At 27.3% G+C, this 15,480-nt stretch carries 11 protein-coding genes, 1 tRNA gene and 1 rRNA gene; 3 read left to right on the top strand and 10 right to left on the bottom strand.

Annotated features, from left to right (window positions below):
• Nucleotides 1-8: 8 nt before the first annotated feature.
• Together serS and CARM_RS02700 are read left to right on the top strand one after the other, a co-directional pair.
• Nucleotides 9-1,244: a serine--tRNA ligase gene (gene serS / locus CARM_RS02705; RefSeq protein ID WP_139424693.1), complete on the top strand. Its 1,236-nt coding sequence runs from the start codon at nt 9-11 to the stop codon at nt 1,242-1,244.
• 8 nt (nt 1,245-1,252) lie between these two features.
• Nucleotides 1,253-3,664: a tetratricopeptide repeat protein gene (locus CARM_RS02700; RefSeq protein WP_139493281.1), complete on the top strand. Its 2,412-nt coding sequence runs from the start codon at nt 1,253-1,255 to the stop codon at nt 3,662-3,664.
• A 91-nt stretch (nt 3,665-3,755) separates the two neighbouring features.
• Here the strand turns inward: CARM_RS02700 and CARM_RS02695 are convergent.
• From CARM_RS02695 to secA, 7 genes are all read right to left on the bottom strand, one after another.
• Nucleotides 3,756-3,830, bottom strand: a tRNA-Asn gene (locus CARM_RS02695).
• A 67-nt stretch (nt 3,831-3,897) separates the two neighbouring features.
• Nucleotides 3,898-4,806, bottom strand: a complete 909-nt coding sequence (locus CARM_RS02690) for a radical SAM protein (protein ID WP_139424688.1) — start codon at nt 4,804-4,806, stop codon at nt 3,898-3,900.
• Complete coding sequence (gene hemE / locus CARM_RS02685; RefSeq protein WP_139424686.1) at nt 4,803-5,825, bottom strand: uroporphyrinogen decarboxylase; 1,023 nt, start codon at nt 5,823-5,825, stop codon at nt 4,803-4,805. Before hemE ends, CARM_RS02690 begins: the two co-directional genes overlap by 4 nt.
• A 13-nt stretch (nt 5,826-5,838) precedes the next feature.
• Nucleotides 5,839-6,345: a YqhA family protein gene (locus CARM_RS02680; RefSeq protein ID WP_139424684.1), complete on the bottom strand. Its 507-nt coding sequence runs from the start codon at nt 6,343-6,345 to the stop codon at nt 5,839-5,841.
• 13 nt (nt 6,346-6,358) lie between these two features.
• Nucleotides 6,359-7,375, bottom strand: a complete 1,017-nt coding sequence (locus tag CARM_RS02675; protein ID WP_139424682.1) for an aspartate-semialdehyde dehydrogenase — start codon at nt 7,373-7,375, stop codon at nt 6,359-6,361.
• A 12-nt stretch (nt 7,376-7,387) separates the two neighbouring features.
• Nucleotides 7,388-8,680: a sigma-54-dependent transcriptional regulator gene (locus CARM_RS02670; RefSeq protein ID WP_139424680.1), complete on the bottom strand. Its 1,293-nt coding sequence runs from the start codon at nt 8,678-8,680 to the stop codon at nt 7,388-7,390.
• 8 nt (nt 8,681-8,688) lie between these two features.
• Nucleotides 8,689-11,277 (bottom strand): preprotein translocase subunit SecA, encoded by a 2,589-nt coding sequence (gene secA, locus CARM_RS02665; protein ID WP_139424679.1) that lies wholly within the window; start codon nt 11,275-11,277, stop codon nt 8,689-8,691.
• Between the two features lie 123 nt (nt 11,278-11,400).
• On the opposite strand from secA, the gene lolA reads away from it, so the two are divergent.
• The gene (lolA, locus tag CARM_RS02660) at nt 11,401-11,907 is read left to right on the top strand and encodes a LolA-like outer membrane lipoprotein chaperone (protein ID WP_139424677.1); all 507 of its coding nucleotides are present in this window, start codon (nt 11,401-11,403) and stop codon (nt 11,905-11,907) included.
• Here the strand turns inward: lolA and CARM_RS02655 are convergent, their stop codons facing one another.
• From CARM_RS02655 to rrf, 3 genes are all read right to left on the bottom strand, one after another.
• Nucleotides 11,908-12,540 carry a flagellar basal body-associated FliL family protein gene (locus CARM_RS02655; protein ID WP_139424675.1) on the bottom strand — a complete coding sequence of 211 codons (633 nt, stop codon included), beginning with the start codon at nt 12,538-12,540 and terminating at the stop codon, nt 11,908-11,910.
• Nucleotides 12,537-13,889: an ATP-dependent DNA helicase gene (locus CARM_RS02650; protein WP_167507500.1), complete on the bottom strand. Its 1,353-nt coding sequence runs from the start codon at nt 13,887-13,889 to the stop codon at nt 12,537-12,539. Before CARM_RS02650 ends, CARM_RS02655 begins: the two co-directional genes overlap by 4 nt.
• Before the next feature lie 1,243 nt (nt 13,890-15,132).
• Nucleotides 15,133-15,249 (bottom strand): 5S ribosomal RNA (rrf, locus tag CARM_RS02645).
• Nucleotides 15,250-15,480: the final 231 nt, after the last annotated feature.

Here is a 15,480-nt window from a genome sequence, read left to right as displayed (position 1 = left end):
GAGTTAGAATGTTAGATTTAAAACTTTTACAAAATAATTTTGATGAAATTACACAAAAATTAAAAACTAAAAAAGTTGATGAAAATTTACTCAAAGAGCTTAGTGATTTATTTGTAAATTTAAAAAAAGAAAAAGCACTTTTAGAAGAATTTCAAGCCTTCCAAAATAAATTTAGCAAAGAGCTTGCTAGTGCCAATGATAAAGAAAGTTTGAAAATTCAGCTAAGTCAAAACAAAGAAAAAATCAATACTCAATCAAAAATAGTCACCAATCTTGAAGAAAAACTTGAAGAAATTGCAATCGCTATTCCAAATATACCTGATGATTGTGTGCCTATTGGAGAGAACGAAGATGAAAATGTGGAATTAAAAAAAGTTCTAACTCCACCTAGTTTTGATTTTGAGATCAAAGAACATCATGATTTGGGTGAGAATTTAAATTGGCTAGATTTTACAAGAGGGGTTAAAATCTCACAAAGTCGCTTCTGCGTACTTAAAGACGATGGCGCCTTATTAAGTCGTGCTTTAGTAAATTATATGATAGATTTTAATAGAAGTAGAGGCTTTAAACTAGTGAATGTGCCATTTTTGGTAAATAGTGCAACTATGTATGGCACAGGACAACTTCCTAAATTTAAAGATGATATGTATAAAGTAGAAAATGAAGATTTATATCTCATTTCAACTTCTGAAATTCCTGTTACAAACCTTTATTCTAATGAGATTTTAACTCAAGAAGAATTGCCTTTAAAAATGACTTGTTATAGTGCTTGTTTTAGACAAGAAGCAGGAAGTGCTGGTCGGGATACTAGAGGAATTATAAGACAACACCAGTTTGAAAAAGTAGAGCTTGTCAGTATATGCGAACCCAAACAAAGCGAATTAATGTTTGAGGAAATGTTAAATTGCGCTAGTGATTTATTAAGTTCTTTGGGATTAGCCCATAGACATTTAATGCTTTGTACTGGAGATTTAGGATTTTCTGCTGCAAAAACAATAGATTTGGAGGTTTGGATTCCATCTCAAAATAAATATCGCGAAATTAGCTCCGTATCAAATTGCAAAGATTTTCAAGCAAGACGCGCAAAAATTCGTTTTAAAAATGATAAAGGTAAGAATGAATTAGTTCATACGCTAAATGGATCTTCATTAGCAGTTGGCAGAACTTTAGTAGCTATTATGGAAAATTATCAAGAAAAAGATGGAAACATAAGAATTCCTGATGTACTAAGAAAATACTTTTAAGAGAAAACATGGCTGAAGAAGTTACACTTAAAGAACAAGATAACCAAGAAGAAAATAAAAATTTTTCAAATTTTGATGAAAATCCAGGAGTTGAAGAACAATTTATACCTCCTGGAATCATACCCCCAGAACTAGAAGAAGAAAGCACTTTTCAAAGAGTAGAAGAAGAATCTCAACAAGCTTCACAAGAAGACAAAAAAAAATTATTTGATAAAAAATTTATTATTATAATATCTATTCTTGGGGGTCTTGCTTTAATACTACTTATAGTGCTTATTTTGCTTATAGTGTTTAAAAAAGATAATTCTATAACTACAAACAACAACCCATCTTTAGATGATAACACAAGTGTTAGTATTACACAAGTAAAACATTCAGCACTTGACCTAGTTGTACAAAAAGCAAATTTATTATATGAAAAAGGCGATATAGAAAGCGCCCTAAAACTTTATAATAATATTAATATTTTTAATCAATCTTTATCAAGTTATAACCTTGGCGTGGCACAAATGAAAAAAAAAGATTATGCTAGTGCTATAGAAAATTTTAAGCAATCATTAGAGCTGGGAGAACACAAAGTAGCAGCTGCTATCAATTTAGCGGTATGTTATTTTAATCTTGGAGATAAAAATAAATTTGATTACTACCTTGAATTAGCTAAAGTGTATTTACCACAAGACTCTAAGTCTTCTTTATATGATTATTATCTAGGTTTAATCAATTATTATCAAGGATTTTATCCAGAAGCTTTACAAATGCTTATACGAACAAATAATATCGAAAACTACCAAGGAGAGTCTTATTACCTTGGGGCAAAAATTTATGCTTTACTAAATTCTGAAAAAAAAGCAGTTGATTTCTTGTTAAAACAAGAAGAATACGAGGCTAGCTTACCATTAGGTTTATTATATGCTAAATTAGGAGACTATCCAAAAGCTAAAGAGTATCTTGAAAAAGCTTCTAAAATAGATTCTCAAACACAAAGGAGCAAAATAGCTTTAGCCTTGGTTGAACTAAAAACAAATCAATATGATAATGGGGCACAAATTTTAAAAACTTTATTTGTAAAAGACAAAGATATAGGTTCAAAATACTATGGAATAAAAACCATATTAAAAAAAGATATTTCAAGTATTGATATAGCTCAACAAAATTTTGCTAAAAGACTAATTACTGGAAAACAACAAATTTATGATTTATTATTTTATTTTTCACCATATCGTGTATTTGATGTTAGACAAAGTATGGAACTTATCACTAAAGCTGATTTGGGAAATTTTATACAAGGCTATGAATACGAAAATGAACTATTAGTTAAAAGCAAAGCCTTATCCGGTGTGAATGTAAAATTATCACATGCTATCAATTTAGCTTTCAATTTTCATTTAAGAGAAGCAAATCAAGAATTTAAAAATTTAAGCGAAATATACCATGCACATGATGTCATCCACTACAACCTCGCCCTAACCTATGCACAATTACAAGATTACAATAATGCTTATAAATATTTTTCAACAGCTTATCATTTAAATCCTAAAAATTATATAGCAGGAATTTTTGCAATATTTTGCATGGACTTAGCTAAAAAAGATTATACAAAACTAGCAAATGAACTCTTAGAAAATCTTCAAGCAGATGGCACCATTGATCAAAATCATAATATTTACAAATATTTATTATATTTAACAAAAAATGATTTTATAGCCACAATTCCTTATTTGGATAATCTACCAAACACTAATCACAACTCTCCACTAGAATTAATGTTTGTCATTATTGCAGCAAATGGAAACAATCTAGATGAACTTAGAAACCAAAAGATTAAAGAATTAAAAGAATTATTAAAAACTGATATTATCAGCAATATTTTGTATTTTAATTCTAAAAATATGAATTTAGATGTTAAATCCTATGCCAAACAAGCACAAATATATTTTTTAAACACCAAACTTAATTATGATTCCTTATTTGGTGGAGCTGGTATAGTTAAAGATAGTTATATTACACTTATGCAAATTACAGGCTTGCTTAATCATGTTAGAAATGATATTAAAAAAAGGCTTTCAACAAGCAATAAAAATTCTATAGGATTAGTCTTTGCTCTTGCCTATGTTGATATTTTTGCAAAAGAATACCAAGAAGCCTATACACTTTACAATATATTAATAGATGATTACAAAATCAAAGATGCACAAACATTATTTTTAGCCGCAGTTGCTGCTATAGGTTCAAACAATCCAAATTCAGCTATAGCCTTACTTGAGCTTGCAAGATTAGAAAATGAAGAAACTTTGGAAGCTAGGCTGGCTTTAGGATTGCTATACCATGAAGTGCAAAATTTAGAACCTGCTATATTTCAATATGAAAAAGTAGGAAACAATTTTAAAAGCAAATTTTTCACTTTTGATGTTAAAAATTAGTATTTTCTTGTTTGGAAAATACTAATAAAAATTTTTAATATTAAAACAAGTTTTACATTAAAAAAAATACTGATTTTTATTTGAAAGAAAGTGGCTCCGGATGTAGGATTCGAACCTACGACCAATCGGTTAACAGCCGACTACTCTACCGCTGAGCTAATCCGGAATATCAACAAACAAGAATTGGTATTATATAAGAAAATAAAATATTTGTCAAGTAATTTATGAAAAAATTATACTTTTTTATAAAATTTCACTCCAGCAAGATTTTCTACTATTATTTTATTTTCTTTTAATAAATATTGAAGATTATCTTTGCTTGTCTGTGTAAAATTGTTATTAATATCAAATTCACTTTGAGCTCTTAGTTGTAATATTTTTAAAAGCTCTTTTGTTGTAAAATCCATTTTTTTATTTGTATAATTATGCTTTGCTATTACAATAGGAACGCTATTGATATAAGTACTTAATTCTTGAAGCTTTGATAAAGATACACCTTTTACAGGATAAGCAGGAGGTCTATCTATTGTACCAAAATCAACTCTCAATGGTTTTATTTTTCCCAAAACATCATTTAAAGCAAGTATTTCTTCTTGAGTATCATTTAAACCTTTCACAATCAAAACTTCAATTATCAAATCACCTTTAAATTTTTGACTAAAGAGTATCATTTTTTCAATCATATTGTTTATTTTAATATCTTTTAAAGCTCTATCAATACGATAAAATGTCTTTTCGATTGCACTATCAAGACTAAATTTAACCACATCTATATCAAGTAGTGCATCAAAACTTTCAGAATTTAACACAGCACTACCATTACTTAATATTAAAAGCTTTTTTTCTTTTTTGATTTTATTAAGTTCTTGGACTAATTCTTTCAAATAAGGATATAAACTAGGTTCACCATTAGCAGTTAATGTTAAAAAATCAAATTCAACTTTTGTATGTATAAATTTTTTAACCTCTTCTATAACTTCTACAATACTAGGATATATCAAAGATTTTTTTACAGGTTTTGCTGCTTTTAATTCACAATATACGCAGTCAAAATTACATTGTTTTTGGCTAGGACTTAAATCAATACCAACAGAAAGTCCAAATCTCCTTGAATTTATAGGACCAAAAACAATTTTGTTCATCTTTTAGATTGCTCTTGAACTAACTTAATGAAGTATTTTGCATTTTCTACAGGAATATCAGGCAAAATACCATGACCTAAATTGAAAATATGTGGAGTATCTTTCATAATTTTTAATATATTTTTTACACCATTTTCAATTGAATTTTTATCATATAATCTACACGGCTCCATATTACCTTGCAAAGTATATTTATGACCCAATTTTTCTTTTGCTAAATCCAAAGGCGTACTCCAATCAACCCCAAAAACATCAAATTTTCCACTAATTTGATCTAAAAAAGCACTTATGCCTTTAGGGAATAAAATCACAGGAATATGAGAATATTTTTCTTTAATAAAATTAGCAATTTCAAGCATATAATTAAAAGAAAATTCAAAAAAAGCCTCTTTTTCCAAAGCACTAGCCCAGCTATCAAAAATTTGTATGGCATTAGCACCTGCTTTAATTTGCTCTTCTAAATATAATTTCAATACCTGTGTTAATTTACTTAAAATTTGATGTAAAAATTCAGGATTTTGATAAACTAATTTTTTGCATTTTGCATAATTTTTACTACCACCACCTTCTATCATATAAGTTGCAATTGTCCATGGACTTCCACAAAAGCCAATCAATGCTTTATCTTTTGCAAGCTTATCTCTAGTAAGTGATAATGCATCATACACATAAGAAAGATTTTTTACAGCCTTTTGTATATCTAACTTTTCTAAGTCCTTTTTTGTGTTAATAGGGTTTGTAAATATAGGTCCTTCACCCTTTTCGAATTTCAAGTCCATCCCCATCTCCAAAGGAACGACTAAAATATCTGAAAATATAATAGCAGCATCAACACCTAAAATATCTATAGGCTGCAAAGTTACTTCGCTTGCTTTTTTATAATCTTTACAAAGCGATAAAAAATCTCCAGCACTTGCTCTAACTTCCATATATTCAGGTAAATATCTTCCAGCTTGACGCATCATCCAAACTGGAGTATATGAAGTTTGCTTTTTAAAACATGCATCTATGAAAATCATTTCTTTCCTTTTATCAATGATCGCTTTTATGTAAAAAATATAAACCAACACAAAGAGCTAAAATAGACCCAGCAAGATAAGCCATATCTATAACAGTATTAAATTGCATTTGTAAAATTCTTTGAAAAAAATTAACAACTAAAACCATAATGATTACTTTGGCAAGTTTATCTTTTAACTGATCTAAACTATGTACTTCTAAGACTTTTGATTGTTTTGTTTGTTTAAATTCTTCTATCTCACTAATAAAAAGCTCATAAATACCAAATGAAAAAATAAACAAAACTAAAGCCATTAAATATAAATCCACAGCCCCTATAATTAAACCAACAACATCTTCGTGCAAATCAATAGTGCTATTATGAACAACAAAATAATCAAATACATATTTTAAAACTTTTAAAACATCATAACTAGCTATGAAAAATAATACAAAAGCACCAATGAGTCCAAAAATTACAGGCAAAATAGTTACAATGCGACTTTTAACTAATAAATTTTCAAAAAATCTCTCCAACATTAATCCCCTTTTTTTATACCAATTCTAACCATTTTTGAGCAATACGCACAGCATTAGTTGCCGCTCCAACACGAATTTGATCAGCCACGCACCACAAATGCAAAATATTTTTATGATTAATATCGCGTCTTATTCTTCCTACATAAGTTTCATTTGTATCACTCGTAAAAAGTGGCATAGGATATTTTTTATTTTCTATATCATCAACAACAATCACACTAGGTGCTTTAGATAAGATTTCTCTAACTTTACCCACATCAACTTCTTTTTCAAAATGCATAGTAATAGCTTCACTATGACTTCTAAGAACAGGAACCCTTACACAAGTTGCTGAAATTTCAAGTTTTTTATGTAATATTTTTTGTGTTTCATACACCATTTTAAGCTCTTCTTTAGTGTAGCCATTTTCATTAAAAACATCAATTTGCGGAATTAAATTTAAAGCTAGAGTATAAGGAAAAGTTTTTGCTTCAAATTCATCTAATTTAAAAGCAAAAAAACTTTGCATACCTTGAACCAACTCTTCCATTCCTTCTTTTCCGGCACCACTTGCAGCTTGATAAGTACTTACATCTACTCGTTTTAAATTAAACACATCATCAAGTGGCTTTAATACATGCACCATTTGTATAGTAGAACAATTTGGATTAGCAATAATACCTGTTTTTTCCCAATCTTTAATATCTTCACTATTACATTCAGGAACTACCAAAGGTACATTTTCATTCATTCTAAAATGGCTAGTATTATCAATCACTACAGCTCCACATTCCACTGCATATTTTGCATATTCAGCACTTATATTTCCACCTGCACTAAAAAATGCTATATCGACTGGATTTTCTTTAAAAACATTTGGCGTTAATTCTCTGACTTTATAAGTTTTTCCTCTAAATTCTACTTCATTGCCAGCACTTTTTGCACTTGCTAATGGTAAAATACTCTCAACTGGAAAATCAAGTTCATCTAAAACATTCAAAAGCTCTTCCCCTACTGCACCAGTTGCTCCCACTATAGCTATTTTTTTCATTTATTTTCCTTTTTAAGTAATATTGTATTTTTTCATTTTATCGGTGAAATTTTTTTCACTCATACCTATAAGTTTAGCTGCTTCATTTATATCCTGAGAAGTTCTTAAAGCTTCTAAAATCAATTCTTTTTCTAGGTTTTTTATACTTTTGCTTTTTCTACTTTCTAAAAACAAATCTTGGGTGCTAATTTCATCACTTTCACTTAAAATACATGCTCTTTGTATAATAGAAATTAATTCTCTAATATTTCCTGGAAAGTCATAACACAATAAAGCATCTTTAGCTTCTTGACTTAATTTTTTTTCTTTAAAATCATATTCTTTACAAGTATCAAATAAAACCTTTTGAGCTATTTGCAAAATTTCTTCTTTACGCTCTCTCAAAGCAGGAATATTGATAGGTATAGTATTGAGTCTATAATATAAATCTTGTCTAAATTCATTATTTAAAATCTTTTTTTCTATATTAGCATTAGTAGCACTAACAATCCTCACATCAATCTTAATGCTTTTAGTACCCCCAAGTCTTGTGATTTCTTTTTCTTGTAATACTCTTAATAATTTTGCTTGAATTTCATAAGGCATCTCGCCTATTTCATCTAAAAATAAAGTTCCTTCATTAGCTAATTCAAAAAGTCCTATTTTGGTTGTATTAGCATCTGTAAAAGCACCTTTTTCAAAACCAAAAAGTTCACTCTCTATCAAATTTGCAGGGATTGCTGCCATATTAATAGCAACAATTGCTTTATTTGCTCTTTTTGAATTTTTATGAATAAAATTAGCAAAAACTTCCTTCCCAACCCCACTTTCTCCAAAAAGCATTACACTAGCATCAGTTTTAGCTGCTTTAGTAGCTAAATTTAAACAATTTTCTAAGGCTTTTGAAGAACCATAAAATTCATCATTATTTTTTTCTTTTTTTATTTTTTTTGTTATTGACTTTTTAGAAGTTTTTTCTTGAATTATTTTTGCACGCTTAATTGCGGTTACCAAAGTATTGATATCAAATGGCTTAACTAAAAAATCTTTTACACCAAGCCTTACAGCTTCAATAGCTCTATTTAAAGTAGCATTGCCCGTTATAATAATAAAGTCATATTTATTTTCACAAGCTTGCACAAATTCAATCCCATCCATACCTGGCATATTAATATCTGTAATGATTAAATCAACTTCATCATTTAGTTTTTTTAACGCTTCAGTTGCTGATTTGTAAGATTTTATAGTAAATTCTTCATATTCCCCCAAGGCAATCTCTAGCGATTTCCTCATATTTATATCATCTTCAACTATAACTAAATTCATTTTAAACCTTACGCCAAAATGCCTTTTTTAGGACCACTTTTTCCGTGACAATCTTTGTATTTTTTACCACTACCACATGGACAAGGAGAATTTCTAGGCACTTTGTTAATTTGAGCTTCTCCATTTTCATTAACACCACTTTCTGTAGTATTAGCTAAAAATTGCTCATTTTGTTCTTGTGATTTTTCTTCAAAATTCTGTGCTTCTTTTTGAGTAAATACCACATTAAATAGTAATTTCAAGCTATCAAATTTAATTCTTTCCACTAATTCCATAAAAAGATTGTAACTTTCTTTTTTATACTCAACTAAAGGATCTTTTTGATTATAACTTCTCAATCCAATACCAGTTTTTAAAATATCCATTTGGTATAAATGCTCTCTCCATAGATTATCTAAAATTTGAAGATATAAAATTCTTTCAATCCTCCTTGCTTCTTTATCTTCAATAATACTCATTTTGTCTTTATAACTTTGCTCTAAAATTTCACTAAGTTTATTTTCTATTTCAATAGTTCCTAAATCTTTAAAATCAGCTTCATTTAATTCCACATTACATTCATAATTTATCTTATGTTTTAAACTATCAAAATGTTTCACATTATCTTCAAGTTCTGCATTTAAATAAATTTCACTAATTAAGTGGTTGCTGTATTCAGCAATATTTTTTATAATTTTATCTTGCAAATCAAATTCTTCGTCTAATAATTCATTTCTATAATTATAAATAGTCTTTCTTTGTTCATTTGCTACATCATCATACTCAAGCAAATGCTTTCTACTTTCAAAATGCAAACTTTCAACTTTTTTTTGTGCGTTTTCAACCGCTCTTGTTACAATACGACTTTCTATATGCTCACCTTCTTCTATACCCAATCTCTCCATAATATTTTTTATACGATCACCACCGAAAATTCTTAAAAGATTATCTTCTAAGCTTAAGTAAAATCTACTCACCCCAGGATCACCCTGTCGTCCAGCACGACCACGAAGTTGATTATCTATCCTTCTACTTTCATGACGCTCTGTTCCTATGATATAAAGTCCTCCTAATGCTCTTACTTCATCATCTATTTTTATATCTACACCTCGACCTGCCATATTTGTAGCTATAGTCACTGCTCCTTTTTTACCCGCATCTTGGATAATCAAGGCCTCTTGCTCATGATTTTTAGCATTAAGCACATGATGAGGAATGCGTTCTTTTATCAACATATTATGAAAAACTTCACTTCTTTCAATACTTGCAGTTCCAACCAAAACAGGTTGTCCTTTTGCATTAGCTTTTTTTATTTCTTCAATAACAGCTTTAAATTTTTCATTTTGTGTTTTATAAATCAAATCATCTTTATCTAATCTTGCAATAGGTATATTTGTAGGAATGGAAACAACATCTAAGCTATAAATTTGGGAAAATTCAGTAGCTTCTGTTTGTGCAGTACCTGTCATACCTGCTAATTTTTTATACATTCTAAAATAATTTTGAAAGGTAATATCTGCTAAAGTTTGACTTTCTTCTTGAATTTTTACTCCTTCTTTTGCTTCTAATGCCTGATGTAAGCCATCACTAAAGCGTCTTCCTTCGCTTAATCTACCTGTAAATTCATCCACTATCACCACTTCTTTATCTCTTAATACATAATGCACATCTTTTTCAAATAAATTATGTGCTTTTAAAGCTTGATCAAGCTGATGAGCTAAAATTGCATTCTCAAGACTATATAAATTCTCTACACCAAATAATTTTTCAGCCTTTGAGATTCCAACTTCTGTAATCATGATAGTTCTATTTTTTTCATCTACTACAAAATCACCACTTGGGGTTTGTGGAGGTAGTGCAGCTTCACCTCTTTGCATTTGTTTGGCTACTTCATTTGCTTTAATATAACCATCTAAAGTTCTATTTGTAGGCCCACTTATAATAAGTGGAGTTCTAGCTTCATCAATTAATATACTATCAACTTCATCTACAATAACAAAATTATGCTCTCTTTGCACTTTTTCAAATCTTGAAAATTTCATATTATCGCGTAAATAATCAAAACCAAACTCATTATTTGTTCCATAGGTTATATCACATTCATAAGCCTTTTTATGGGCCTCATCACTATTTTGCTCTGAAAGTATCACGCCTACACTAAAACCTAAAAAATTGTAAATAGCACTCATTTGTTCTGCATCTCTTTTTGCTAAATAATCATTTACAGTTACTACATGCACACCTTTACCACTCATAGCATTTAATACAACAGGTAAAGTTGCTACCAAAGTCTTACCTTCACCAGTTTTCATTTCAGCTATTTTACCCTCGTGTAAAACCATACCACCTATCAATTGAACATCAAAATGACGCATATTTAATGTTCTTTTTCCTACTTCTCTAACTATTGCAAAAACATCATTTAAAATTTGATCTAAAGTTTTTTCTTCTTTTTGTATTTGTGTTTTAAGTTCTATAAATATTTGCTTTAATTCTTCATCACTAAGATTTTGATATTTTGGCTCTAAAGCATTAATTTGCGCAACTCTTTTTAGATATTTTTTTACTTCTCTATCATTTTTTGTGCCAAATATTGCTTTAAATATATTAGAAAACATTTTTTTACCTTTATTTATAAAAATATACACTAGATTATATCTTTATTTTGATTAGAACTATATAAAAAGTTTTGTTTGATTAATTTTATTATAATTTCAAAAATTACAATATAAGGATACTTAATGAAATATTTTATTTTTTTTATTTTTTTTAACTTGAATATTTTTGCTTTGGATTTAAACTTTGAAAATTTTAGCAGTAATTTTGAACAAAAAATAAGCAATAAAAATTCTTCCTTGATATACAAAGGTGATTTTATTATTACTCAAAACAAAGCATTTTGGAATTACACTAAACCAAATAAAAAACAAATTTATATCAATAATAAAGAAGTTGTCATAATAGAACCTGAGTTAGAACAAGCCATCTACACACAATTACAAAATTTACCAAACCTTCAAAAAATTTTCAAACAAGCTAAAAAAATATCACAAGAATTATATGAGGCCAAATACGAAAATACTACATATAATATCAAAATTAAGAATAATCAACTAGAAAATATCTCATACAAAGATGAATTAGAAAATTTTATCGTAATTTATTTTTATAATCAACAATTTAATCAAAAAATCAATAGTGAAATTTTTATTCCAAAAATTCCAAGCCATTATGATATTATTCAATAATTAAAAAGGTAATTCGTTAAACAAATCTTGTTCCTTGCTAGGAGCTAACATTTGTTTTTGTGTATCTTCCATAGTTTTTAAAATCATATCCATTGCCTCTTTGCTAACATTTGCATCCTGTGTATAGCTTGAATTGATATCTTTAAACTGCGCAATGTTTAAATCCTTTTTTTGACTTATATTCTGGTCTTGATTTTCTTGAATTTGAGTAGTTGTTTTATTTTCTTCTATGTTAATATTTTCTTTTGGCTTCTCTTTTATCTCTAAATCTTTAACAAAGCGCTTTAATTCATCTAAGTCAAATTTTGCAACCGAATTTAACTTTAAAATATATATATTTTTAATTTGGGTTTTGTATTTTTTATTGCTAAATTTAAGCAAAGTTTCTTTAAAATTATTTTTTCCAACTTCTGTAAATAAATCTTCAAAAAAATAACTTGATATGATGGTATTTAAAGCATCTATAATTTTCTTTTGCTCTAAATTTTCACCTTCAAAATCTAGAGTAATTTCAATTTTTTTTAAAGTATTGCTCCCTGTCTTTGAATATAAATCTGTTCTAAAATTTTCTATACTTAAAGAATTTGCATAAGTATTTAAAACCAATAAACTGAAAACTATTATCCATTTCATATATTTTCCTCTTTGCTCTCTAAATCTATAAATTTTTCTTCTAAATAAAATTGCTTCACTTCTTTATCTACTTTTAAAATTCTTAAAAAATAATCCTCAAAAGGAATTTTATAATTATATACAATTTTTAAATTACAAGGATTAATAGCTCGAGAAAGGCATACATATAATTGTCCTTTTTCAAAAATTCCATCAATATCACATATTAGTTTATCTATACTCATTCCTTGAGATTTGTGAATTGTTATAGCGTAAGCTAATTTTATAGGAAATTGTATAAACTTGGCTTTTATTTTTACTTCTATCTTCTCATCATTACCTAATTCATATTCCTCAAGAGCAAACTCATAAGCTTTTAATTTAATTCTTTCGCCATTACTTTTTTCTATTAGAATAATTTCTTGATTTTCATCTTTTATAAAATCTAAAACTATACCTTGTTCTCCATTATAATAATTTTCTTCTTTATTATTTACGCAAAAAATAATCTTTGCTCCTATTTTTAATTTTAATTCTTCTAAAGAATTTAAACCCTTAATCCATTGTCGTAAATTATTATCATCTAAAAACTGATCTAGTTTTTCTGATTTTGATTTAAAAATCATTTCTTTATTTTTTAAAAGACTTAGTTTTTCTTCATTAATAAAGTTAGTTTTTCTATTTGTAGCACATAATAAAATATATTCATCCATATAATTAAGTAAATTTTTTGAATCTATTAGCATTTTTTTAAAAAATATCAATATCTCTTGATTAATTCTTCCTGTTCTAATGAAGAATAAATATTCATAAAATTGCTTATCTAAAGTTCTTTTTGTGATATTAAGTTGTAAATTTATAAATTTTAAATCTTTCCAAGCTTGTGATGAAAAAGCATATAAAGTATTTTGAAACAAAGTATTTTGAAATTGCTTTTCTTTATAATTTACCACCGGTGGGAGTTGAAAAAAATCACCTACTAATAAAACCTTACCATTAAAATTACTTCTTGTTAATCTATAATAAACCATCTCCATCAAAGAAGCACTTACCATAGAAATCTCATCTATAATTAATAAATCACATTGTTCTAAAATGCGTTTAATCTTTTCTAATTTATCCTTTTGTTTTCTATCTTCATAATACAATTCATCATAATTTTGACATCTTTTAAAAGCAAAAAAACTATGCAAAGTTGCTCCACCTATATTAAAAGCACTAAGAGCACTAGAACCTAATACTACTACAACTTTACCTTGTTTTCTATAAGATTTTATAAGCTCCATAGTTAAAAATGTTTTGCCTACACCAGCACTACCACTTAAAAATACATTACTATCTTTTAAAAAATTTATCAATTTATCTAAAATCATTTTGGTATTATATTATGTTTTTAAAAATATCAAAAACTCCATCTAACTTATTCCAACAAACACCTATCACACTCACCATTTCACCATTTTCAAATAAAACAACTATTTTTTAATATTTTCATATTTATAAATAACTTAAATTTTTAACTATAACTCAACCATATATCCAAATACAACACTCTTTACAATTTAAACCTTCACTCGTACAACAATAATAAATTCACCTAAGCACAACCTAAAGCAATATAATCTATAATCTAAAATAAATTAAGATTAAACTCACTTAAACCACACCACAGAATAAAAACTCCACAATAAAACAATCTACCCCAACCACTAAAAATAAACTTATTAAAATACACCTCAAGATTTAAAAAATAAGCAATATTTAATTTAAATCCATAAAAATCATAATAAACACTATAATTAAGTAATTAATCAAAAACAACAAATACTATAATTACTAAACCAAATAAAACCATATGAGAATTCAAAAAACCTAAGATAAACACAACACAATAAGAAATCCCTAACTCAAACAACCACTAAATACACCTAGCATACAATTAAAAACCTAAAAACCTCCTCCAACACCCAAAGCTTTAAATATATTTATATCGCTCAAGCCATTATTTATATCTTGTTCAAATTTCACACTTTCTTTAAGCAATTTTTTTAATAAATTTCTCCATATTTTACCTACTATGTTTTTTATAATTTTTTCATACTAATCTTATTTATACAAGCAAATTAATCTTAATCATAAATCCAAATAAACTTTAAAAAGTCAAACCAACTTAACAAATGAAACCAATTTACAAACAACAACTAAAAAACATACAAACCTAATCAAACATTAAAAAATTTAAACTAAAACCAAGTTTATTTCAATCAAACAAATTACACAACTTGCACTACTATATAGCTAAATTCAAATATATAACCCAACAAAAAAATAACTATAACAATCCAACCAAATCCTCTAAATTATATATTAAAAACCTATTACTTAACTAAAACTAAAAACAAACTAAATAATTAGTTATTATTAAAGATTAAACAAAGCACAACTAAAAAAGAATGATAAAAATACCAATCAAGATAATAAAATAAAACAATCTAATTAAAAACAAAAAAGTATATAAAACATTAAACTAAAAAATATAAAAACAAAGATTAATTTAAATAAAAATATATATGAATTATAATTAAAAGTAGTAAGAATAATAAGAAACTAACAAGTCCGCAATGAGCTACTTTCCCCCTGCCAGTAAGGCGTAGTATCATCACCCACGATGTGCTTAGCTTCTTGGTTCGGGATGGGACAAGGCGTCTCCACATCTGTATAATCACGGACATTGTTATTTAAATATTCCATTAAAAGTATAAAAACATAGTAAAATAAAAAATAATCAAATAAAACTATTTTTATTTTAGTTTTCTTTAGTCTTGTATTTAGATATTTTATTTATCTTAAGCTAAATACTTTATTGTTTTACTTTAGAATACTTAAAAAACAATGTTAAGAGCAAGTTCTAATATAAACTTTACTTGAAAGATTATTATCAAAGCTAAGCTATTGTTTAAT

Source organism: Campylobacter armoricus, assembly GCF_013372105.1.
Classification (GTDB): domain Bacteria; phylum Campylobacterota; class Campylobacteria; order Campylobacterales; family Campylobacteraceae; genus Campylobacter_D; species Campylobacter_D armoricus.
The sequence above is the reverse complement of the archived record's forward strand: the minus strand, read 5'-3'. Positions and strand labels throughout refer to the sequence as shown.

Bases quoted from the DNA above. Each gene is read 5' to 3' on its own strand.
- serS (WP_139424693.1), top strand. From the start codon at position 9: ATGTTAGATTTAAAACTTTTACAAAATAATTTTGATGAAATTACACAA.
- CARM_RS02700 (WP_139493281.1), top strand. From the start codon at position 1,253: ATGGCTGAAGAAGTTACACTTAAAGAACAAGATAACCAAGAAGAAAAT.
- CARM_RS02690 (WP_139424688.1), bottom strand. From the start codon at position 4,806: ATGAACAAAATTGTTTTTGGTCCTATAAATTCAAGGAGATTTGGACTT.
- hemE (WP_139424686.1), bottom strand. From the start codon at position 5,825: ATGATTTTCATAGATGCATGTTTTAAAAAGCAAACTTCATATACTCCA.
- CARM_RS02680 (WP_139424684.1), bottom strand. From the start codon at position 6,345: ATGTTGGAGAGATTTTTTGAAAATTTATTAGTTAAAAGTCGCATTGTA.
- CARM_RS02675 (WP_139424682.1), bottom strand. From the start codon at position 7,375: ATGAAAAAAATAGCTATAGTGGGAGCAACTGGTGCAGTAGGGGAAGAG.
- CARM_RS02670 (WP_139424680.1), bottom strand. From the start codon at position 8,680: ATGAATTTAGTTATAGTTGAAGATGATATAAATATGAGGAAATCGCTA.
- secA (WP_139424679.1), bottom strand. From the start codon at position 11,277: ATGTTTTCTAATATATTTAAAGCAATATTTGGCACAAAAAATGATAGA.
- lolA (WP_139424677.1), top strand. From the start codon at position 11,401: ATGAAATATTTTATTTTTTTTATTTTTTTTAACTTGAATATTTTTGCT.
- CARM_RS02655 (WP_139424675.1), bottom strand. From the start codon at position 12,540: ATGAAATGGATAATAGTTTTCAGTTTATTGGTTTTAAATACTTATGCA.